This is a genomic window from Paenibacillus kobensis NBRC 15729, from assembly GCF_004000825.1.
Taxonomy (GTDB): Bacteria; Bacillota; Bacilli; order Paenibacillales; family Paenibacillaceae; genus Paenibacillus_T; species Paenibacillus_T kobensis.
On sequence record NZ_BILZ01000037.1, the window covers coordinates 16,900 to 39,699 of the forward strand.

The window sequence follows — 22,800 nt, forward strand, 5'->3', positions numbered from 1 at the left end:
GGATTGTCTCCTCCTTACCAAATTAAGGGTTATCAGCTACTGGTATTGGGCCGTCCTACTACACCCACGGGAAAAATCGTTTATTCATTAGTGCGAATATTCGGTCACTTATAAGTCCAAGCAAGCCAATCACGATAATACCGACGAATATTTGATCGGTATTGAGATATCGCTGCGCCTTCATAATGGCGTAGCCTAGACCGCTGTTGACGGCGACAAGCTCGGCAACAACGAGATACGTCCACGCCCAGCCGAGGATAAGGCGGAGCGTATGCATAAGCTGCGGCTGGATCGCCGGAATAAGCACCGTCTCAATGGCTTTCCACCGGCTTGCGCCGAGTGTGAACGACGCCTGAAGCAGATCCTGCGGCACACGGCGGACATTGTCGGCAACCATCAGCACGAGCTGGAAGAAGCAGCCGATGAAGATGAGCATGATTTTGGCCCATTCCCCGATCCCTACCCATACCATGATGAGCGGAATAAAGGCGACGGCCGGCATATAGCGGATGAACTCCATCGGCGGCTCGATGAAAGCCTCGCCGTACTTGAATGTCCCTGCGAAGATGCCGATCGGAATGCCAATGAGGCAAGCGAGCAGGAAGCCTCCCGTGACCCGGAACACGCTAATGCCGATGTGATGCCAATAAGCGGACGTTCCGAGCTGATGGATCATCTCCCGCAGCACGATGTCCGGCGACGGCAGAAATATCGGATTTACCGCCTTCGTGTAGCTCAGCGCGGACCATACGAGCAGCAGCAGCAGGAAGGAGAAGCCCGCCGTCAGCGCGAACGGCCTCGGGCCGATATCCTTGAAAATTTGCAGCCGATGCGGCTTTTTGCGCCGTCTGCCTCCCGGCACCTCTTGACGGGTCTTCGCTCCTGCCAGTCCCTGCGCATTCGCCTTCGCCTTCGCCGAGCCAGTCGATGCAGCCGAGTCTTCGAAAGCAGCCTGTGGTGGATTCATCAAGCCTCGCCTCCCTTGCTATTCTGCCGCTACGAACGACGAATCGAAAATGGCGTCGAAGTCGTCGATCTTATCGACCATATCGAGCTTATGCAGAAAATCAGCCGTCTTCTGCGCCGTATAGGCGAGCGACGTATAATCGTCCCGTTTGCCGAAGGCGTTCACATTGTCCTCGCGGGTGAACAGCTTAATGCTGTCTAGCCCCAGCTTAAAGTCTTCCGGCGTCGTCTCCGCCTTCTTCGCGAGCAGCTTCACAGCCTCATCCGGATGAGCGTTGAAGTAGTCGAGTCCTTCGAACCAAGCGTCCACGATCTTCTGCACGTCGTCCTTCCGGTTGTTCACGACGCTCTCGCGGAAGACGAGCAGATCCGGGATCAGACCCGGCGTATCCTTAGACGAGAACAGTACTTTGCCCTTGCCTTCTACAACGGCCTTCGTCTGGAACGGCTCCCACAGCACCGAAGCATCGGTTTTGCCTGTTATAAAAGCCGGCCCCGCATCGTTCACCGTCATGTTCACAAAGTTAACATCACTTTCCTTCATCCCGTTCTGGTCCAGCGCCGTCAGGAGCAGCAGATGATCGACCGTTCCGAGCTCGGTAGCAACCGTCTTGCCCTTCAAATCCAGCACGTTCTGTATGCTCGGCTGAGCGACGATCGCATCTCCTCCGTTCGAGTTGTCGTTCACTAGAACAGCCTTCAGCCCTATTCCTTTGGACACCGGAGCGAGCGTGTCACTGAGCGTCTGCGAATTGGCGTCTACCTTGCCGGTCGCGAGCGCCTGAAGCGAATCGCTGTACACCGGGAACCACTTCAACTCCACGTTGACGCCGTGCTTCTCGAACAGTCCCTGCTCTTCGACGAGATACCACATATACCAACCCGGCCAAGGGCTGAGCGCTATCGTGACCGGATCACCCTTGCCGCCGCCAGCTGACTCCTTGGACGAATTTCCGCAGCCTGCCACAACCGCCATGACGACAGCCAGAAGCAATAGAAGCACCATTCTCCGAGACTTTCTCATCTACTCCACTCCCTCTTCTTCACATAAAAATGTATAAGAAAAAGCCTGGGAGAGAAGTCTCCCAGGCTTTTATCCTTCCGTGTTATGCAATCGTCCGTCAGCCGTTGGCAGCTTCCGTCTGGATGCACGCCGTCTCTTGGACCAGACCCGATTCCCGGGCAGTAAGGCGGTTGCGCCTCCTGCAGATGAACCGTCGGAACCCTAGACAGCTTTGTCGTTCCCCATCCTTATTGCTCGGCGAGAACTATATTTTGTTGTCATGAAACCTAACACTTACCTGTAGTTTATTAAGATTGTTCGGGATTGTCAACCATTATGTTAGATTATATTACATTTAAATTTGTAAATATGTTCAAAACCGAACAAAGAGACCCACCAGATTCGCGAGACATGTCGAACGAACGCGATAACTTCGTCGGGGTAAAAGAGGGAGGGAGAAGCAATGATGTGAAGTTTCAGGCATAAATCGGCCTAAAATCGAGGCTTACGGACGTGATGAAGCGAAAGCGGATGAGTGCAGGATATGCAGGCAAACCGAGCTTAAACCGCTCTCTATTTTCATTTCCAATTATGGGTTAAATTTGTCCGAATTTGATATATGATTAGATCATACCAATTGGCTGCCGGCGCCATTCCCGCGGGGCCAAATCCAAAGGAGGTTTATCATGTTCAAGGCAGGCTGGAGCATTCTGGCGGTACTGCTGCTGGTGATGCTCGCCTCATGCAGCAGCAAAGACAACAGCGAGCCGGCAGCCACACTGCCGGAAGTGCAAATCATTGCAGACGGCACGGAGCTGCAAGTCCAATCGAGGACGGTTGCGGAGTACGACGAATCCGATTCGGAGCTGTTCCAATCGATGGTCGGCGCAGCCGGCACGGCAGACATTCCTTACATCAAGCTCGGATCGGCGGTAGAAGTCCAACTGCATGGCATTACACCGGAATCGTACCGGATGACGGAATATATTTTGAACCCGGACGGATCACTGAAATATGCCCCATCTCCCGACCAACCCCCTCAGCAGCCGATGGCGATGTCATTCCAGGAAGGGGCCGGAGCCTTCATTCTGAATCCCAGCCCTATGGCCTCGCTTAGCTCGCAATCGGCAGACTACGAGCCCGGCGCGACCATTCGCGGTTTCCGGTTCGTAACGAATAACGCAGGGAAGATGAAGGAATATGCATTCGTGCTGAGAAGCGACGCGACGGAGAAAGACAAGTAATATACGGGGAATAACGAAACGAGAACAAGCCGATGTCCGGCTATCAATCAAGACAGCAGGAGAACGATAACCGCTTCATTCCTGCTCACCCGTTCTCAAGCCAAGCACCCGCCAGATCACCTTGCGGATCTCACAAATCCGTTGTTCCTCGAATTGCGGATGATCCTTGAACCAGCGGACGTTCAGCGGCGACGGATGAGGCAGTACATACGCAGGCTTGCCATTCAACACACTGTCCTTGAAGACAAGTTCTTCAAAGCTGTCGTCGGGGAACAGAAACTTCGCAGCTTTCGCGCCGATGATGATATAGATCTCGTTATGCACCTGCGCAAACTCCTGCTTCAACCACTTTCTCGCACATGCCAGGGGAGGCGGATTGTCCCCTCCTTTGGCATTTTTACCAGGAAAACAATGGGCCATGGCCGTAATATAGAAAAAGTCTTCGTTATAGAATATTTCATCCGTTATTTCGTACCACTTGTATTTCAGCTTCTGTCCGGACGCATCATTGAATGGTTTCTTCGTCATATGAACCGTACTGGATGGCGCCTGACCGATCTGCACGATGGCCGAGCGCTCCGTACCCTGGAATATAGGAACCGGCTCAAATCCGAACTTCGGCTCACATAGCCGGCACTGAAGGATTTGTTGTCTCGGCTCGTCGAAATTCATCTTTAAACTCCCGTATTTATATCGTGCTTTCATTATGACAGATGAGGTGATCCCATGTCGAAACGATATCAGACTTATTCGCTCGTCCTTCTCGCCGGACTGTTGCTATTCTCCGTCATTCTGAACTTCGTGTTGAACAACAAAGCGGACAAGACGAAGTCCACCCTGGACAGTGTTGTTAACACCGTCATATCTAAGGACATTACGGACTACTCCAGAATAAGATATGTTCCAGGCTATTTGACTAACGCCATATCGGACCGCAGGTTGTATACATCAGACATGATTTACTTGCAGCAAACGATGAATCAAGTCGCTTATACCTATCAAGAATTAACGTTTCTTTACGGGCCTTTGCACTCGTATGAAGAGTCGAGTCACTATATAGGGGAACATGGACTGTTTTCCATGCTTCAGGACTTTGACATATTCTTCGCATCCACTTTATCGTACGATCCTGCGAATACCGTATCGACCGACAGCAAGGGCGAGTATATTCAACTATCGGACTCCGCCGTCGAGGTAATGCGTGCCTTACATGAAATGATTAGCGAGCTGGTTAAGATACAAAAGGGCCATGATGAATCGAAGATATTTTCACTCGACTGGAAACAAGTGATGCGAGAAAGCGAGGCCTACCTGGACTCCCCAGAAACGGAAACAAAGCACCGAATGGTTATAGACTATAACGTGAGTCACGCTACGAAACAATCCTAGAAGCCGATACACCAAGCCCCTTGCAGCATTTCGCCGCAGAGGGGCTTTCCTTTGGCCAGACATTCTCTCTTTCTCTATACCGTCAAATATTTTCGCACAACCTCGTCACTCAGCCGGTCGAGCTCGCCTTCCCAAGCGACCGCACCTTTGTCGAGAATATAGAAGTAGTCGCCGACGCTGCGGACAAAATCAAGGCTCTGCTCGACGAGCAGAATGGCGGTCTTGCCGTCCTGCTTGATGGAGCGGATAACGTCTCGAATGTCATCGACAATCGATGGCTGAATGCCTTCGCACGGCTCATCGAGCAGCAGCAGCTCCGGCTTCGACGCGAGCGCCCGGGCGAACGCAAGCTGCTGCTGTTGGCCGCCCGACAGATCGCCGCCGCGGCGCTCATACATCGACGGCAGTACCGGAAACTTTGCTATCGCCTCAGGCGGAATGCTGCCGGACCCTTTCTCCCGTGACGCCTCCAGCCCGACCAAAATGTTCTCGTATACCGTCAGCTGGCTGAATATTTCACGCCCCTGCGGCACATATCCGATCCCCCGTTTCGCCCGCTTCGCCGGGGCTGACTTCGTCAGATCGGCACCGCCGTACGACACCGAGCCCCGGCGGGCTTTCAGCACGCCCATAATGCTCTTCATCAGCGTCGTCTTGCCGACGCCATTGCGGCCAAGCAGACAGACGACCTGCCCCGGTTTTACTTTTAACGATACATCCCGCAGAATAACACTCTCTCCGTAACCTGCTTCAAGCTGTTGAACGGCTAACATCCGCATCCCGCCTTTTGCCCAGATACACTTCTGCAACCCGGTCGTCGCTCTGCACTTCGTCCATCGTACCTTCCTTCAGCAGCCGTCCTTCGTGCATAACCGTCACTTTGCTGGCGAAGTTGCGAACGAATTCCATATCGTGCTCGACGACGACGACCGTCCTCGACTTGGCGATTTCTCTCAGCAGTTCGCCCGTCTTATCCGTCTCTTTATCCGTCATGCCGGCCACCGGCTCGTCGAGCAGCAGCAAGCCCGGCTCCTGCATAAGCATGATGCCGATCTCCAGCCACTGCTTCTCGCCGTGCGACAGACCTCCGGCTCGCCAGGACGATTTTTCCTGCAGACCGATTAGCGACAGCTGCGCATCGACTCTCTCCCGGTCTGGCGCCGACATGCGGGCGAACAGGGTGGACCATACGCTGCGGTTTTGCCGCATAGCGATTTCGAGATTTTCGAATACGGTCAACGTCGGGAAGATGGACGGCGCCTGGAATTTTCGCCCGATACCAAGCTCCGCGATTTGGTGTTCTTTCTTTCGTGTAATCTCAATCTGACCCGCACCTTCGACACCGTTGTACACAACTTTACCGGAAGACGGCTTTGTCTTGCCGCATATCACGTCAAGCATCGTCGTCTTGCCCGCGCCGTTCGGTCCGATCAGGAACCGCAATTCCCCGCGCTCAAGCGTCAGACCCATACCTTGAATCGCTTTGAAACCGTCGAACGAAACGGTAATATCTTCACACTGCAGGATTGCGGACGGCTTCTTGATCATGGCCCGTCACCCTCCTCTTGATGGAAGTTAATCGGCTGAATAAGCCAGCCACGCCATTGGGCAGGAACACGACGACGACAACGAACAATGCGCCCATCACGAACAGCCAAGCATCCGGATACTGTGCACTAATCTCGCTTTTGCCCCAGTTCATCAAGACGGCGCCAAGCACAGCACCGATCATCGTGCCGCGGCCGCCGATCGCGACCCACAGCACCATCTCGATGGACGGCACGATGCCGAGCATCGATGGCGATATGATGCCGACATGCAGGATGAACAGCATGCCCGCAAGTCCAGCGAGAGCGCCGGATATAGCGAACGCCGTCATCTGGTACAGCGCCGGATTGTAGCCGATGAACCGCACCCGGTTCTCGCCGTCGCGGATAGCGCGCAGCACTTTGCCGAACCGGCTTGCGACCAGGAAGCGGCAGACGATGAAGGCCACAATTAGGAATGCAGCTGTGATCCAGTACAGCATTTGCTTCGTATCCGGATTCGAGATCGAATAGCCGGCTATTTTGGAATATCCCGTGACGCCGTTCGTACCGCCTGTATAGGCTTGTTGGCCAATCAACAAAGTTGTCGCAATAATGACAAGCGCTTGCGTCAGAATCGTAAAGTACACGCCGCGAATTCGATTGCGGAACGTAACGTATCCGAGGAACAACGCCAGCAAGCCCGGAATCAGAATGCCAGCCGCGAAGGCGAAGCCAAGCGACTCGAACGGCTTCCAGAACGCCGGCAGCGCAGTCAGCCCGCTCCACTCCATAAAATCAGGCATACGGCCGCCGCTTGCCTCAAGCTTCAAATACATCGCCATGGCGTAGCCGCCTAGACCGAAGAATACGCCATGCCCCAAGCTTAGAATACCGGTATAGCCCCATATGAGATCGAGTCCTAGCGCAACGATCGCGAACGCCAGAAACTTCGCCAGCAAGTTCAAGCGGAAGTCGCTCAGATAGAGCGGCGCTGCGAACAGCGCGGCCGACGCGGCCGCATAGCCGATCAGCGTCCATATCCGCGCCGCCGTCCATGGATTGCTCTTCATATATCCCACCCCCTAAGATTCACAGCTTTACCGATGCCGTCCTCGGCCGCTGCATCCGTTCAAGAACGCAGCCATCCCCCATCGGTCCATTCGCATGCGCATGATCAGCTGATATTAATCAAGAGAACGCGTACGCATTGCAATAAAACCTTTCGGCCGCCATTGCAGGAATGCGACGATGCAGATGAAGACGAGCACTTTGCCAAGCGATGCCGTCGTCCAATATTCGAACAGCGTGTTCGTCATGCCGATGCCGAATGCGCCGAACAGCGTACCGACGAGCTTGCCGACGCCTCCGAGCACGACAACCATGAACGCATCAACGATGTAGTACGTTCCGAGCGACGGTCCGATCGGCCCCATCAGCGTGAGCGCACAGCCCGCGATGCCGGCAATGCCGGAGCCGATTGCGAATGTCGTTGCATCTACCCGGCGAGTCGAAATGCCCAAGCATGCCGCCATATCGCGGTTCTGCATAACAGCACGCATATTGCGCCCGGCATGGCTGCGATAAATATACAAGTACATGGCAACCAGACAGACCGCCACCAGCCCGATAATGAACAGCCGCTTATACGGCAGCACGACGCCTTCCATCACCGTGAGTCCTCCGTCCAGCCAAGTCGGACTCGTCACGCCGACGTTCGGCGCACCGAAGATGGAACGCGCGAGCTGCTGAAGCGCAAGGCCAACCCCCCATGTAGCGAGCAAGCTGTCGAGCGGGCGCCCGTACAGATGCCGGATAAGCGTCGTCTCCAGCAGCAAGCCGACGACGAATGCGACGGCGAAGCTGACCGGTATCGCCAGAATGAAGTACGTGCTGAACATGGAGTCCGGAAGCGCGCTTTTGAAAATATTTTGTGTCACATACGTCGCATAAGCACCGATCATAATAAGCTCGCCGTGCGCCATATTGATGACATTCATAAGTCCGAACGTTATAGCGAGCCCTAATGCGATAAGCAGCAATATAGAGCTGACGCTCAGCCCGTTGAACAGCTGCGTGATGTAAACCGTCATAAATCCACCTCACCGGTCGATCGATTAGTAGACATAAGGAAAAGGGGAAACATTCGAAGCGGCTGCAGCGAATGCTCCCCCTGAACTGCGTGTCACGTATTCATGCTGCAGTCTGGTTAGTTGCCCGAGCTAAGCGATGCTGCCCAAGTGAACGACTTCAGGTAAGGGTCCGGCTTCACCGGCTCGCCGGAATTCCACAGTTCTTTGAACTGGCCGCTCGGTTCGACTTCGCCGATCCGGACCGTTTTGTACAAATGCTGCGTATCACCGTCGATCTTCACCTTGCCTTCCGGTGCATCCCACTCCAACCCTTTGGCCGCTTCCTTCACTTTATCGACGTCGGTGGAACCGGCTTTCTCTACAGCAGCAGCCCATAGATAAACGGCGTCATAACCGGCTTCGATCGGATCGGCCGTAACACGGTCGTCCCCGTACTTCTTCTTATAGTTCTCGACGAACGTCTTGTTCGCTGGCGTATCCGTCGTTTGGTAGTAGTTCCATGCCGCTAGATGCCCTGCGAGCACATCTGCGCCGATGCCGCGAATTTCTTCCTCGGCTACCGATACCGACAGCGTCGTCAGGTCAGCGGACGTAATACCTGCGTCCTTCAACTGCTTGAAGAATGCGACGTTGCTGTCGCCGTTCAGCGTATTGAAGACGACGTCCGGCTTCGCTTCTTTAATCTTCGTAATGATTGTGCTGTAATCGGTATGTCCAAGCGGGGTATACTCCTCGCCTACCAGCTCGCCGCCTTCGGCTTTCAACTGCTCTTTAATGATTTTGTTCGCGGTCCGCGGGAATACATAGTCCGACCCGAGCAGATAGAACTTCTTGCCGCGGTTCTCGAGCAACCAAGATACGGCCGGTACGATCTGTTGGTTCGTCGTTGCACCGGTATAGAAAATGTTCGGCGATTGCTCCAATCCTTCATATTGCACCGGGTACCATAGCAGCCCATTCAGTTCCTCGAATACCGGCAGCATCGCCTTCCGGCTTGCCGACGTCCATCCGCCGAATACCGTCGCCACTTTGTCCTCCGACAAAAGCTTGCGCGCCTTCTCCGCGAAGGTCGGCCAGTCGGATGCGCCGTCTTCGACGACCGGCACCAGCTTCTTGCCGAGAACGCCGCCCTTGGCGTTAATCTCGTCGATAGCCATCATTTCCGAATCTTTCACGGATACTTCGCTGATCGACATCGTGCCGCTGAGCGAGTGTAGAATGCCGACTTTGATCGTATCGCCGCTCGCCGCCGAATCGCCGCCGCTGGTCTGTGAGGACGCCGGTTCGTCTTTATCGCCGCAGGCCGTAAGCCCAAGGCACAACGCAAGCATCAACAACACCGAGTAATGAACCATCGATCTCTTTTTCTTCATTTCTCCCACTCCCCTATAGCACTCGATTTCCGAACGATAGTCTTCCAATCCGTTCCATCATTCGTGATTCTCATTATAGATGGCGGCTATCTTTGATGTCAATATAGTTAACATCAGTTTTTTGGCATTCTTTAAAATCGAGTGAAATAGGAGTGGTTTGTGCTTAACTCCTAAGTATATGTTATATAACTTAACATTATTACTTCAAAATCCTCGTGTTTAATGTGGATATTAAGGTGATTTAGTTTTAACATGACATGGGATTTACACTCATAAGTAAAAAGTTCCTAATTTCTATGAACCCTAATCTTGCAAAAAGGAGACAAATATTATATTTACTCTAAATTTCTTGTTCCAATACTGGACTTTAAGGATAATCATGGTAATATTAGGTTGGTAGTATCTAGTACTAAATAACCAGACTAAGGTGAGACCTATGATGCGACTCCCGATGCCGAGACTAGGTCTGCGGCACAGGTTCGTTATAGCCGTAACCCTTAGCATGCTTGTTCCCACCTCTTTGGTCAGTTTGCTCGCATACCGCCTCATCGATCATCAAGCCGAACAATTCGTTAACGAGCGTATCCACAGCAGTCTCTATTCCATCAACCAACAGATCGACCATTCGCTTAGCTCAGCGTACGAAGATTCGGAATGGCTATCCCAGCTTATATACGACAGCCGGACGAACGGGGCCTTACGGACCGATTGGAACAACGTGCAGGAATGGCTTCAGCTATTTCTACAGAAGCATGACAACTACAACTACATCCTCGTCAAGAAGGGTCTGTCCCGCGAGCTCATCGCACAGCGTTCTTCATATCCGATCCCGGACCTAGATGCAGCCTCTTCGACTGTGCCTGGCCTTCAAGACCGGCCTGCCGTCGCAATGCCGCCCTACCAGAATGCAGACGGACAGCTGGAGACGACAGTCGTCGCCGCACTGCCCGACGGGAGCGGAACGATCAATATTGGGCTCTCGCTGGAGAGCGTCTCCCAGCAGCTGGTTACCGAGTCTAACACGCTTGGTGTCCGGTTTATGCTCGCTGACAGCGGCCGTGCCATCATCTCAGACTCATCATCCCAAGTTAAGCCCGGCACTCTCCTTAATGACACCGCTTACACATCTATGTTCGATTCCTCTTCCGAGGGGTCCTATTTGTTATCCAATACGGGCCGCACTGATATGCAGCTCTACTACTCGACAGTCAGAACAACCGGATGGAAGCTTGCCGCCGAAGCGCCGCTTGCCATAGCGCGGTCTGCCGCCACGCCAATGCTTCGTTCCATTGCGTTCATTATTGTGCTGACGATGCTGATCGGCATCTTCGTAGCGGCGCTGTTCGCCACCCGTGCCCTTCGGCCGATTCGCGCATACCGTGAGGCTTTCACCCGCATATCAGAAGGCGATTGCTCCGTCAAGATGCCGCAGTCGTCACGCGACGAATGGGGGCGGCTCGGCGGCTCGTTCAACCGCATGTTGAAATCGCTTCAAAGCTACGCCTTCTCCGATCCGCTCACCGGCTTGCCGGACCGCAGGCGTATGACTTTTTTCATTGAACGGCAGCTGAAGAATGCGAGCGAGAGCGGCGGTACCCCTTTCGCGGTTTGGTTTATTGACGTCGATAATTTCAAGCAAATGAACGATACACAAGGGCATGCTTACGGCGATGAAGTCGTACGGCAAGTGGCTCGAGAGCTGCAGAGGCTAATGCCGCCGCCGAATATCGTAGCCCGCTTCGGCGGCGATGAATTCGTCATGCTCATGCCGGAAGCGAATGATCTGTCGCTGCGGGCCCATGCAACGAAGCTGCAGGAACGGTTCGACCGGGGCATACTCGTTCACGGCGAGCTGCTGCGCGTACAGCTCAGCGTCGGAGTGGCCGTCTATCCGAAGGACGGCGAGACGCTGGAGCAGCTTGTCGGCAGCGCCGACCATGCTATGTACCGTGCCAAACGGAAGGGCAAGAACAACATACAGTTCCACTGATCAAGCGTACAGGTACTTTTCGAAAGCTGAACGGCAGCAGGAGACGATTCGAATCGTCTTCTGCTGCCGTCTTGTTTTACAATCGGATATTTAAGCACCTTTTTCGTGATACAAAAAAACGTCCCTTCCGCATCTGCGGCAAAGGGACGTTCTCTTTATTCAACAACTGCTTATTTGCTCGTCTCGGCTGCGCCGCTGTCTTTCGTTCCGGCGTCCTTCGACGCGTCGTCTTTCGCTGCATCGCCAGCCGCCGCGCCGTCCTTCTTTGCATCCTCAGATGCAGCAGGCGTTTCTGCTTTCGGCAGATTGATCTTCTCGATGATCGACGGCAGTTCATTCGTCATGAAGTCGTTCATCTTCGTATTGATCGCGCCCGTCTTCACTTGCTCTTTCGCATCGGCAGCGAGCTCTTCATACTTCTTGCTGTCACGCTTCTCGACCTTGATGACATGGTAGCCGAATTGGCTCAACACCGGTTCACCGATCTGGCCGACCGGCTGCGTCAACGCCGCTTGCTTGAACGCTTCTACCCAGTCGTTCGGGTTCACGTCCGCGTACAAGCCGCCTTTCTCTTTCGAGCCGTCGTCGTCGGAATATTGCTTCGCCAGCGCCGTCCAGTCGCCGCCTGCATCAAGCTTCGCTTTCACTTCTTTCGCGATCTTGAGCGCTTCGTCTTCCTTACGCTTCTCCGCGCCGGTCTGCGGATCAACCGTACCGATCAGAACGTGTCGAACGCTAACGAGATTGTAGTTCCCTGGGTTCTTCTCGTACTCGGCTTTCATATCTGCATCCGTCGTGCCGCTTTCCCAATACTTGCGAATCGTAACGATTTGGTGATAGAAGTTTTTAGCGTCCTCTGCCGTCAAGCCAGCCGCGTCCACCGTCTTCTTCAGTTCCGCATTGTCCTTCATCGATTGGTTGAATTGCTCGACGAACTTGTCCAGATCCGCATCGGCTGCTTTCTTATTCTCTTCAGTTGCCCGATCGAAGAGCACCTTGTAGCCGACATACTCCTTCAGGTATTGCTCCTTCGCCTCTGGAATGCTCAGGTACATCGCGAACGATTGGTCGAACATCGAGTAGAACGTTGTATATTTGTTGAACTCGCTTTCTGTTACTTGACCGCCTTTATACGTTGCAATGACCGTATCGCTTCCCGCTCCGGAAGTCGAGTTTTTCTTGCCGCAAGCCGCTAGCGCAGACAGGATGAGAAGCAAGGCCGCTGCAAGGAGAAAACTGCGACGCCATGCGGAAACACGAGTAGTCTGTTTCATTATGAATCCCCTTTCAAAATGTCAACTTCTTGTATTGTATCAGATTACAATAGGGTTGGCTATTCATCCCCGCACCGATTCATAGCAACTATTGTTACCTATTGGAAACTCATGCTGATGAATGACGCGGCAACGCCGAAGGCCTTTGCGATGGGAAACTGATCCTGTCGCCGACTGCCGCCCTCACTTGTTACGCCTACTTAGAAACTATATTAATAAGCATCCTACACTACCAACCTTAATCATTCCTTAAAGGAGATATGTTACCTTGTGGAAATTCATATTGACGATTGGCGCGGCAACGTCGAAGGCCGCCCCTTGTTGTACCGGGACGGCCTTCGCGTCGTTGTGCTGGATGCGCTAATCTGTTTGACCGGACTCATTTGTTCAACAGATCTATCTCCATTGCTTCAAGCATATTCCCATAAGGAAACACCCAAAACTCCACCGTTTTGTCTCGATTCTTCTCCAGCTCAGCAGCAGTAATTTCCTCTTTGATTCCGTCCACCACGAACTTATAAATTCTCGTGTTATCGGTGATTGAAATGTACCGATTATTCTTAACGTCAGTAGACGCATCATTAAACATTCCGTTATAGGTTTCGAACGGCTTTCCGGCAGGATAGAAATGGTCTAACGTTAAGTAAAAACGCTCTTTAATGTCACTTGTCGACTTACCATTCGCCTTTACTACGCTTGTAACGACACCGGAGAAATGATAGAGCTTGTCGCGTTTTATTTCTTGTTTATTCGAGCAAGCGGCAGCAGCAGACAACAACAATAAGCAGGCCACAAGAATGGTTGTTATTTTTTTCATAGCAACTCCTTTGAAGAGATTCATTCCCGAAAGAAAGCATTTTCGGAACCTACACACAATTTTCAATTAATCTCCTTCACAAATATATTCCTGCTTAAAGTAAGGGATGACTCTACCGCCCGTTTGCAAAAAAGCCAGCAAGCAGACCTTCATCTGCTCGCTGGCTTGTCTCCGTTGCCTTTACTTCGCGCTCTCGTCCTTCTTCTCTTCGCTTGTGCCGGTGCCGGCTTGTCCAGCACCCTCGGCTGCTTTATCAGCCTCACCTGCCGCTGCTTCGTCCTTCGGGAGCTCCATCTTCGTAATCAAGCCTGGCAGTTCCTTCTCCATGAACTCATTCAGCTTCGCAGTCGAAGCCGAACGGCGAAGCTCGTCCTTCGTCGCCTGCGGCACTTGCTCCCACGTGCGCGTCTCCCGCTTCTCGACTTTGATCACGTGGTAACCGTACTCCGTCTCGACAGGGTTGCCGATCTTGCCGATTTCCTGCGTGTTGGCTGCCTTATTGAAAGCATCCACCCAAATGCGAGGCTCCTTGTTCTCGTACAATCCGCCCGTTTCCTTCGAACCCTCGTCATCCGAGTATTCCTTCGCAAGCGCAGTCCAATCGCCGCCCGACTCCAGCTTCTGCTTCACTTCTTCCGCTTTCTTCAGCGCATCCGGCTTCGTCAACTTCTCCTTATCCGTCTCCGGATCTTTGAAGCCGATCAGAATATGCCGCAATGTTACGTTATTGAAATCAGCCGGCGCCTTGTCGTACGAAGCTTTGATTTCCGCATCCGTTACTTGCTGCTCGGAGTTCTCCATAACTGTGACAATCATCCGGTAGAACCATTCCGCATCTTTGGTCGTTAGGCCGGACTTCTTCATCTCGGCCTTCATCTCTTCGCTGCTGTCAGACGCTTGCTTGAACTGATCGATAAACGTTTTGACGTCCGCCTTCGCCGCGTCCTTCGCTTTCTCGTCTGCGCGAGCATAGAGAACTCTGTAACCGATATATTCTTTCAAAAACTGCTCGCGAATGCTGCTGACGCCGAGCACCGCTTGCGCTTGCGAATTGACAATCGACAGGAATCCGAGATAACGGTCGAATTCCTTGTCCGTCACCTTCCCGCCTTCCTTGTATTCGGCGATTACGGTGCCTTCGCCCGAGCCAGGCGCTTTCTTGTCGTCTTCCTTCTTGCCGCAAGCCGTCACCAGAACAGCCAGCGCCAGCAGCAGTGCCAGGCCCGCGGTCAAACCGCGGAAGCCGGAACGGCGCGCTAACGAATTATTGTGCAACATCTTGGAGTGCTCCCTTCGATTTCAACGCCTCTTGATAGTCTTCAAGAAATTTCTCCAGCAGCTCCAGCTTCTGCTCTGCCGTTAAGCCTTTGCCCCTCAGCAGAATCATCGGCTGTCCGCTGGCTTCATCTTCGAACCGTTTGAACCGGTTCTCATATTTCACGCAGAGCAGATCAACCTTCTTCTTGTCGATTCGCGCTGCTTCTCTAACAGCAATCTTAAGCGTCCAGTCGTCGGCTTTCTGCGAAATCTGCTCGATGCCATACTCCGCCCCGTACGTCTTCAGGCGGGAGACCGCAAGCAAATTCTCGACCGCAAGCGGCAAGTCGCCGAACCGGTCGACGAGCTCTTCGCGGAGATCCTCTGCTTCCGCTAGCACGCGGATACCGGCCACCTTCTTATAGATTTCAATCTTCTGAATGCTGTCATAAATATAATCCGAAGGCAGATAAGCGTCGAGACTGAGATCAATCATCGTCGATACTTTCCGTTCTTCCGCAGGCGGCGCCCCGTCAAGCTGCGACTTGCGTGCGGCTACTTCATCTGCAAGCATCTGCGAATAGAGATCGAAGCCGACCGACGCGATGAAGCCATGCTGCTCCGCGCCAAGCAGGTTGCCAGCGCCGCGGATCGCAAGGTCGCGCATCGCGATCTTGAAGCCGGAGCCGAGCTCCGTAAATTCCTTAATCGACTGCAGCCGTTTCTCGGCGACCTCGGTCAATACCTTGTCCCGCTGATAGGTGAAGTAGGCATAAGCGATCCGGTTGGACCGGCCTACCCGTCCGCGGAGCTGGTACAGCTGGGACAGGCCCATTTTGTCCGCATCGTGTACGATCAGCGTATTGACGTTCGGAATATCGACGCCCGTCTCGATAATGCTCGTACTGACGAGCACATCCGATTCCCCGTCGAGGAAATCGAGAATCGTCTTCTCCAGCTCCTGCTCGGACATCTGGCCATGCCCTACAGCTACTCTGGCATCCGGTACGAGCGCTTTGATCTGATCGGCCATCTGATGGATGCCCTGCACCCGGTTGTACAAGTAGTACACCTGGCCTCCGCGCGCCAACTCGCGCTCTACAGCTTCCCGAACGAGCGCTGCGCTGTATTCGAGCACGTAGGTCTGCACAGGGAACCGGTTCTCCGGAGGCGTCTCGATGACGGACAGATCGCGCACGCCGAGCATCGACATATGGAGCGTCCGCGGAATCGGTGTCGCCGTCAGCGTCAGCACGTCGACGTTCGTCTTCAGCCGCTTCAGCTTCTCCTTATGCGATACGCCGAACCGCTGCTCCTCGTCCACGATGAGCAGTCCGAGATCCTTGAACACGATGTCTTGCGACAACAGCCGGTGCGTACCGATGACGATATCGACCGTGCCCTCTTTAATTCCCTTCATCGTGTCGGTCTGCTCCTTGCGGGAGCGGAAACGCGACAGCACCTGCACCTTGAACGGATAACCCGAGAACCGCTCGCGGAACGTCTCGTAATGCTGCTGAGCAAGAATCGTCGTCGGGACAAGTATGGCCACCTGCTTGCCCTCGATCGCTGCCTTGAACGCCGCCCGAACAGCCACCTCTGTCTTGCCGTATCCGACGTCGCCGCACAGCAGCCGGTCCATCGGCCGGGTCATCTCCATGTCCTTCTTGATTTCATCGATTGCCCGCAGCTGGTCACGCGTCTCGTCGTACGGGAACATCGCCTCGAACTCCTGCTGATATGGCGTGTCCTCCCCGAACGCGAAGCCTGGGCTGGATTGACGGTCCGCGTACAGCTTGATCAACTCGTCTGCGATATCCTTGACCGAAGAGCGGACCTTTGTTTTCACCCGAGCCCATTCATTGCCGCCAAGCTTATAAATTTTCGGCTCTTTCTCTTCCGAGCCGACGTATTTCTGGATCATGTCGATCTGCTCGATCGGGACGGACAGCTTGTCGCCGCCCGCATACATGATGTGCATATAATCTTTATGAATGCCGCCGATTTCGAGCGTGCCGATGCCGAGATACTTGCCGATGCCATGGTTCTGGTGAACGACATAGTCTCCTACCTTCAGCTCGGTATAACTCTTAATCCGCTCCGCGTTATCGATCTTCTTATCGACGCGGGTCGCCTTGCGCTGCTTCTGCGAGAACATCTCACCCTCGGTAATGACGACCAAGTGAATTGATGGCAGCTCGAATCCGGCCTGCAGATTGCCTTCGATGAGCGAAGGCGGCTCGATGCCGTAATCGTGCAGCACCCGGCGCATCCGGTCCATCCGCTCCGCGCTTCCCGCCAGCATCATGACGGTCGCGCCCGCTTTCTTCCAGCGGTCCATCTCCGACTTCAGCACGTTCATCTGCCCGTGGAAATTTTGCGTCGCCCGGCACATGAAGTTCAGTATGTTCTGCGGCTGCGTATGCGGGATCTGACGCAGGAACAGCGATAAGAACACGGTCTGGAACGCCCGGTGGTGCAGAATCTCATCCGTGTCGCGGGCAAGCGCCAGACCAGGCAGCGACTTGCCGTGCGAGAGCAGATGAGTCGCCCACTCGGCTTCGTCCCGCTCCAGTTGGCGCGCTGTCTCAATTAGCCGCAGCGGCTCATCCAGAATAAGCAGCGTATCCGCCGGGAGATAGTCGAGAAGCGTCTGACGCTCCGGATAGAGCAAGGAGACATACTTATACATCTCGCTAAAATATTGCGCTTCCCGCAGCTTCTCCATCTCGCTGCCGATCTCGCCGCGCAGCCGTTCCTTCGCCGTGCGGTCGGCCATCCGGTCCAACTGCTTCTCGAGCAGATCGGCTGCCTGCGAAGCAGCGGTCTTGAATCGGCGCTCGTCAGCCGGAAGCTCGCGGCACGGCGTCACAACGAACGACTTCAGCCGTTCAAGCGAGCGCTGGTCGGCAGGGTCGAACGTCCGGATCGAATCGATCTCGTCGTCGAACCACTCGACACGGCAGGCCACCGGCGACGTAAGCGGATAGAAGTCGACAATGCCGCCCCTTACGCTCATCTCGCCTTTCGACTCAACGCGGTCGACGCGCTCGTAACCGATGCCGGTCATGAGACGAAGGAATTGCTCCATCGGCATCGTCTCGCCTTCAGCTAGGCTGATTTGAGCCTCTGCCATAACTCCCTTAACAGGCAAGTAGCGGCGTACGCCGCTGAACGGAACGACGACAATCCCGCGAAACCCTTGGGACAACCGAATGAGCGCATCAATGCGCTGTGCAAGCGTCTCGGGACTCGAGACCGCCGCTTCGGCCGCTACCAATTCGTTAGCGGGATAGAGAAGGACATCGCCGGCAGGCAGCATTTCCTGCAAATCCTCGGCGATTTTCTGGGCAGCGAACATATTGTGGGTCACAACCAGCATCGGACGGTCCAGATCAGTTCGGAGCGCCGATACGAGCACTTGGCGGGAGGAACCGGCAAGGCCGGATATGAGCTGTTCCCGCATGCCCGTCGTTACGCCTGAGAGCACCGTCTGGTAATCCGCATCCGCGGCAAAAGCCTGAATTAACGCTTTCAAAGTAAACGGCACCTTCTTTCTGCGGCACAAGTCCAAGGCATATTCTGCTGAACTTCTCTGGCAGGATCGCCGCCTTCACACCGCATCACGATAAACACACAAAGAAGCCTCAGCCCTTCAGATGCCTGGGCCAAGGCTGAATCTCGTTACCGGACTATTGGAGCGGATTCGACTGGAGCACGAGCTCCGGATTCGCTTCAATTGCTTCACGGCAATAATCACAAACTACGTTAACAATGACGTCCCCGTTCGGATTATACGCTATTATATCGCTGCGCTCCTCAGGGGTCAAGAAATGGAAACCGAGCTGCTGCTCCGTTACCGTACTGTTGTCGATCGAGCCAACCGAAGTCCGGCAGTGCCGGCAAATATAGTTCACAGCCATATGTATGCCTCCTGAACAATCGTTATACGCACCAGTATGCCCCATTTGGCCCGGTTATAACGATCGAACTTCGGAAGCTGGCTAGACATCCGCTCTGCTACCCGTTGAACTTCGCCATCGTCTGCTCGAACGTCGCCTTCAGCGCGAATTCGGCCGCATCACAGGTCTGCTCAATCATCGTTGCCAGCTTATCCTGCTCTGCCTTCGCGAAATTGTCCAGCACATAGTCCGCAATATTGCCGCCCGGCTGCGGGCGCGTAATACCCATCCGAATCCGATTGAACGTCTGTGTGCCGACATGCTGAATAATGGATTTGATGCCGTTATGGCCGCCTGGACTTCCTTGATATCGAAGACGAATGCGGCCCAATTCCGTATCCAAGTCGTCATAGATGACGATGAGATCCTCTAGCGGCACCTTGTAATAATCCATATAAGCTCTTACCGTCTCGCCCGACAGATTCATATAAGTCATCGGCTTGATGAGCGCTACTTTCGTTCCGCCGACATTGCCTTCACCGATCAGCGCCTTGCATTTGCTCTGCGTCACACTGATTCCCCACCGCTTGGCGAGTGTATCGACAGCCATAAATCCGACGTTATGGCGCGTATTCTGATATTTCGTGCCGGGATTGCCCAGCCCTACGATCCATTTCATGACGAACGCTTCACTCCTATAATTGCAATATTCTATGGATTACAACAGACGAGAGCCGGAATCCTCTATTCATGACAAAAAAGGCTGCCGCAGCAGCCTTGCCTTGCACATGCTCTTGCATTCCCGGTTACGTTCCTTGGAACACGGACTCGCCGCCGACGCCGGTCTTAACCTCTTGCATCTTCGCCGCCTTCGAACGCGATTCGGCTTCGTGCGCCTCGATGGCCTGCGCCTCCGCTTCTTCTGCCGTTAGATCTTTCTGCGGCATCAGCACCGTCACGACGACCATATCGGCGTCAGAACGGGCGGTTACGCCCGCCGGAAGCGCCAAATCGCTTACGAGCACGCTCTCGCCGATACCGAGTGAAGAAATGTTGACCTCGATCACTTCCGGCAGTTGGCTCGGCAGCACCTCGATCTCCAGCTCATGCATAAGAAGCGTCAGGATGCCGCCCTCGCGAACGCCGGTGCTGTCCCCGACAGCTTCCAGCCGGACATGCGTCTTCAGCTTCTCATTCATATTGATCTTATGCAGATCGATATGAACGACCTTATGCGTGAGCGGATCGCGCTGTACTTCGGAGATGATGACCGGCTCCGTGAAGCCGCCCGGTATGGCGACGTCCAGCACAGCGTTCGGATGAGAGCGAAGCAGCGGCAGAAGATCACGCTCAGCCAGCGCAATCGGTGTTGGCGTCTTGAGGCCCGTACCGTAAACAACACCCGGTACTTTACCCTGCCGGCGCAGCTCTTTCAGCTCTCGCTTCGTATGCGTTGCTCTTGTTTCAACAGGTAATGGAATGCCCAATTCGGAATCCTCCTTCGAGAGTCCGCCCTCGTTAGCAGCAGCAGACTGATTCCTCATTAGACTTACCTATTAGCCGTTATTTATCCGATTTGCTCAGCCGTTCCTTCTTCGACTTCGCGCGTGAACGGATTTTGTCCGCATAGCCTGGTTTGTTCTCCTGGCGTACGCGCGCGATCGCCAGATCATTCGCCGGCACGTCTTGCGTGATTGTCGAGCCCGCCACCACGTAGGCGCCATCGCCGACCTTCACCGGAGCAATCAGGTTGACGTTGCTGCCGATAAAGGCGTTGTCGCCGATCTCGGTAACCGACTTATTGAAACCGTCGTAATTGACCGTAATCGCGCCGCAGCCGATATTGACGTCCTTGCCGACGACTGCGTCGCCGACATAGCTCAGATGCGATACTTTACTGCCATCGCCAAGCGTCGCATTTTTGAGCTCGACGAAATCGCCGATCTTGCAATCTTGGCCCAGCTTCGAGCCCGGACGCAAATAAGCGAACGGACCTACAGAGCTGTTATCGCCGATCTCTGCATCGGCTGCGACCGAATATTTGACCGATACGCCGTTGCCGACCGTTACATTCGTCAGATCCGCTTGAGGACCAATGATGCAATCTTCGCCAATGACCGTACCGCCTCTAAGCACCGTCCCCGGATGTACGATCGTATCCGCGCCGATGACGACGTCCGCTTCAATATAGGTCGAGGATGGATCGATAACCGTGACACCATTGATTTGGTGCTGGCGTACGATGCGTGCACGCATTAGCTGCTCCGCTTCCGCCAGGCCGACGCGGTCATTCACGCCGATGCCTTCTGCAAAATCAGCTGCCACATAAGCGCCGACCGTCTCGCCCGCAACGCGTAATATCTCAAGTACGTCCGTCAAATAATATTCGCCTTGAGCGTTTTCGTTTTTCACCGACTTGAGCGCTTCGAACAGCTTGCGGTTATCGAAACAGTACATGCCTGTATTGATTTCCGTAATTGCTGCTTCCTCTGGCGAGCAGTCCTTCTGCTCAACGATGCGCAGTACTTCGCCGTTCTCGCCGCGCACGATACGTCCAAGTCCTTGCGGGTTCGGAACGACCGCTGTCAGTACCGTTGCCGCTGCCATAACCGCTGTATGCTGCTCGAGAAGCCTGCCGATCGTCTCCGACGTGACGAGAGGCGTATCGCCATACAGGATGACTGTCGTGCCTTCCTCATCGCCCACGAGCGAAGCCGCCTGCTGAACCGCATGGCCCGTGCCAAGCTGTTCCGCCTGCAGAACGAATTCCGCACGGTCGCCAAGCGTCGCCTTCACAAGCTCCGCGCCGTGTCCGACGACGACGACCTTCCGCTCGCATGCCGATGCATCGACCGTATCGAGCACGTGCTCGACCATCGGTTTGCCGCACACTTGATGGAGAACTTTATATAGCTTCGATTTCATCCGCTTGCCCTGTCCAGCTGCAAGCACGATCGCAATCAGTTTCACAACATTTACCCCCTATTGGTACACATAATCTCTATAGAATATAGCCTATCCGTATGTAAAAGAAAAGAGAGCCCGCAGGCTCTCTTCGTCTCATTATTACGCTCCTTCTTCAATAACCTCTTCTTCCGCAGCAGCACGCTCGTACTCAGCGAGTACAGCAGCTTGGATTTTCTCCCTGGTGGTCGAAGAAATCGGGTGAGCGATATCCCGGAATTCTCCATCCGGAGTCCGTTTGCTTGGCATTGCAACGAACATGCCATTGTTGCCGTCGATAACGCGAATATCGTGAACGACGAATTCATTGTCAATGGTAATCGAAGCGATGGCCTTCATTCGGCCCTCCGAGTTTACACGTCGGAGTCTGACATCTGTAATTTGCACTTGTGTTCACCACCTTTGCCTCTCAAGGACTTGGTGTATACTTCCACACATTAGAGCAAATTCCTCCTGTTTTTTTGGTAAACTTATGCTCTTTATATAAATTTTTTTTCAGCTTGAAAACTTTTCGCTATTGTTCGACAGTAGTCGATGCAATCAATTCGATTTCGACAAGAACGTCTTTCGGCAGGCGCGCAACCTCAACCGCCGAGCGAGCTGGTTTATGGTCGCCAAAGTACGATGCATAGATTGCGTTAACCGCTGCGAACTGGTTCATATCCTTCATGAACACCGTCGCTTTCACGACGTCAGACAGAGAAGCGCCCGCTGCTTCAAGGACGGCCTGCAAATTGCGGAACACCTGATGAGTCTGTTCCTCGATGCCGCCTTCAACAACTTGACCGTCTGCACCAAGCGGAATTTGTCCAGATGTGAACAGCAGGTTACCCAGTTTCACCGCATGCGAATACGGTCCGATGGCAGCCGGAGCTCCAGCCGCATTGATCAATTGTGGTTGCAATTTCATATCTTTTACCTCCAATATAATTCCATATTAAAATATGTTCAGCCCCACAACATGTATGGCTGAACATATCAAGTAAATACAGTTTTTGATTT

The 22,800-nt window shown here is 53.9% G+C and carries 21 protein-coding genes and 1 riboswitch; of the genes, 3 read left to right on the forward strand and 18 right to left on the reverse strand.

The annotated features are described in order from the left end of the window. Positions 1-58: 58 nt before the first annotated feature. Both PKO01S_RS19250 and PKO01S_RS19255 read right to left on the reverse strand, forming a co-directional pair. On the reverse strand, positions 59-967 hold the full coding sequence (locus tag PKO01S_RS19250; RefSeq protein WP_246070640.1) for an ABC transporter permease: 909 nt from the start codon (positions 965-967) through the stop codon (positions 59-61). Positions 968-985: 18 nt separating this feature from the next. Next, positions 986-1,990, reverse strand: a complete 1,005-nt coding sequence (locus tag PKO01S_RS19255; RefSeq protein WP_127533071.1) for an ABC transporter substrate-binding protein — start codon at positions 1,988-1,990, stop codon at positions 986-988. Between the two features lie 56 nt (positions 1,991-2,046). Then, positions 2,047-2,206, reverse strand: a riboswitch (guanidine-I (ykkC/yxkD leader). A gap of 449 nt (positions 2,207-2,655) precedes the next feature. Between PKO01S_RS19255 and PKO01S_RS19260 the strand changes: the two genes are divergently transcribed. Next, the gene (locus PKO01S_RS19260; RefSeq protein WP_127533072.1) at positions 2,656-3,213 is read left to right on the forward strand and encodes a hypothetical protein; all 558 of its coding nucleotides are present in this window, start codon (positions 2,656-2,658) and stop codon (positions 3,211-3,213) included. 75 nt (positions 3,214-3,288) lie between these two features. Here PKO01S_RS19260 and PKO01S_RS19265 read toward each other — a convergent pair whose 3' ends face one another. Continuing rightward, positions 3,289-3,885 carry a uracil-DNA glycosylase family protein gene (locus tag PKO01S_RS19265; protein ID WP_127533073.1) on the reverse strand — a complete coding sequence of 199 codons (597 nt, stop codon included), beginning with the start codon at positions 3,883-3,885 and terminating at the stop codon, positions 3,289-3,291. Between the two features lie 54 nt (positions 3,886-3,939). On the opposite strand from PKO01S_RS19265, the gene PKO01S_RS19270 reads away from it, so the two are divergent. Beyond that, positions 3,940-4,602 carry a hypothetical protein gene (locus PKO01S_RS19270; protein WP_127533074.1) on the forward strand — a complete coding sequence of 221 codons (663 nt, stop codon included), beginning with the start codon at positions 3,940-3,942 and terminating at the stop codon, positions 4,600-4,602. A gap of 74 nt (positions 4,603-4,676) precedes the next feature. Here PKO01S_RS19270 and urtE read toward each other — a convergent pair whose 3' ends face one another. From urtE to urtA, 5 genes are all read right to left on the reverse strand, one after another. After that, positions 4,677-5,375: an urea ABC transporter ATP-binding subunit UrtE gene (gene urtE, locus PKO01S_RS19275; protein WP_127533075.1), complete on the reverse strand. Its 699-nt coding sequence runs from the start codon at positions 5,373-5,375 to the stop codon at positions 4,677-4,679. Next, positions 5,353-6,150 carry an urea ABC transporter ATP-binding protein UrtD gene (gene urtD / locus PKO01S_RS19280; protein ID WP_127533076.1) on the reverse strand — a complete coding sequence of 266 codons (798 nt, stop codon included), beginning with the start codon at positions 6,148-6,150 and terminating at the stop codon, positions 5,353-5,355. Before urtD ends, urtE begins: the two co-directional genes overlap by 23 nt. Beyond that, positions 6,116-7,201 (reverse strand): urea ABC transporter permease subunit UrtC, encoded by a 1,086-nt coding sequence (gene urtC, locus PKO01S_RS19285; protein ID WP_127533077.1) that lies wholly within the window; start codon positions 7,199-7,201, stop codon positions 6,116-6,118. Before urtC ends, urtD begins: the two co-directional genes overlap by 35 nt. A gap of 114 nt (positions 7,202-7,315) precedes the next feature. Further along, positions 7,316-8,221: an urea ABC transporter permease subunit UrtB gene (gene urtB, locus PKO01S_RS19290; RefSeq protein ID WP_127533078.1), complete on the reverse strand. Its 906-nt coding sequence runs from the start codon at positions 8,219-8,221 to the stop codon at positions 7,316-7,318. A gap of 116 nt (positions 8,222-8,337) precedes the next feature. Then, on the reverse strand, positions 8,338-9,594 hold the full coding sequence (gene urtA, locus PKO01S_RS19295) for an urea ABC transporter substrate-binding protein (protein WP_127533079.1): 1,257 nt from the start codon (positions 9,592-9,594) through the stop codon (positions 8,338-8,340). A gap of 451 nt (positions 9,595-10,045) precedes the next feature. Between urtA and PKO01S_RS19300 the strand changes: the two genes are divergently transcribed. After that, positions 10,046-11,584 (forward strand): diguanylate cyclase, encoded by a 1,539-nt coding sequence (locus tag PKO01S_RS19300; RefSeq protein WP_164779675.1) that lies wholly within the window; start codon positions 10,046-10,048, stop codon positions 11,582-11,584. A 170-nt stretch (positions 11,585-11,754) separates the two neighbouring features. Here PKO01S_RS19300 and PKO01S_RS19305 read toward each other — a convergent pair whose 3' ends face one another. The 10 genes from PKO01S_RS19305 to PKO01S_RS19350 form a co-directional block, all read right to left on the reverse strand. After that, a complete protein-coding gene (locus PKO01S_RS19305) occupies positions 11,755-12,858 on the reverse strand; it encodes a peptidylprolyl isomerase (protein ID WP_127533081.1) in 1,104 nt (367 codons plus the stop codon). Positions 12,859-13,237: 379 nt separating this feature from the next. Then, the gene (locus PKO01S_RS19310) at positions 13,238-13,675 is read right to left on the reverse strand and encodes a hypothetical protein (RefSeq protein WP_127533082.1); all 438 of its coding nucleotides are present in this window, start codon (positions 13,673-13,675) and stop codon (positions 13,238-13,240) included. A gap of 180 nt (positions 13,676-13,855) precedes the next feature. Further along, positions 13,856-14,953: a peptidylprolyl isomerase gene (locus PKO01S_RS19315; protein WP_127533083.1), complete on the reverse strand. Its 1,098-nt coding sequence runs from the start codon at positions 14,951-14,953 to the stop codon at positions 13,856-13,858. After that, on the reverse strand, positions 14,940-18,470 hold the full coding sequence (gene mfd, locus PKO01S_RS19320; RefSeq protein ID WP_127533084.1) for a transcription-repair coupling factor: 3,531 nt from the start codon (positions 18,468-18,470) through the stop codon (positions 14,940-14,942). Before mfd ends, PKO01S_RS19315 begins: the two co-directional genes overlap by 14 nt. A 154-nt stretch (positions 18,471-18,624) precedes the next feature. Next, positions 18,625-18,855, reverse strand: coding sequence for an anti-sigma-F factor Fin family protein (locus PKO01S_RS19325; protein ID WP_127533085.1), 231 nt, complete (start codon positions 18,853-18,855; stop codon positions 18,625-18,627). Between the two features lie 97 nt (positions 18,856-18,952). Beyond that, positions 18,953-19,513: an aminoacyl-tRNA hydrolase gene (gene pth, locus PKO01S_RS19330; protein WP_127533086.1), complete on the reverse strand. Its 561-nt coding sequence runs from the start codon at positions 19,511-19,513 to the stop codon at positions 18,953-18,955. Positions 19,514-19,640: 127 nt separating this feature from the next. Then, positions 19,641-20,321 (reverse strand): 50S ribosomal protein L25, encoded by a 681-nt coding sequence (locus PKO01S_RS19335; RefSeq protein ID WP_174818595.1) that lies wholly within the window; start codon positions 20,319-20,321, stop codon positions 19,641-19,643. A 76-nt stretch (positions 20,322-20,397) separates the two neighbouring features. Continuing rightward, complete coding sequence (gene glmU / locus PKO01S_RS19340; protein WP_127533088.1) at positions 20,398-21,804, reverse strand: bifunctional UDP-N-acetylglucosamine diphosphorylase/glucosamine-1-phosphate N-acetyltransferase GlmU; 1,407 nt, start codon at positions 21,802-21,804, stop codon at positions 20,398-20,400. Positions 21,805-21,900: 96 nt separating this feature from the next. Beyond that, positions 21,901-22,185, reverse strand: coding sequence for a septation regulator SpoVG (spoVG, locus tag PKO01S_RS19345; RefSeq protein WP_110046107.1), 285 nt, complete (start codon positions 22,183-22,185; stop codon positions 21,901-21,903). 127 nt (positions 22,186-22,312) lie between these two features. Beyond that, on the reverse strand, positions 22,313-22,708 hold the full coding sequence (locus PKO01S_RS19350) for a RidA family protein (protein ID WP_127533089.1): 396 nt from the start codon (positions 22,706-22,708) through the stop codon (positions 22,313-22,315). Positions 22,709-22,800 lie beyond the last annotated feature (92 nt).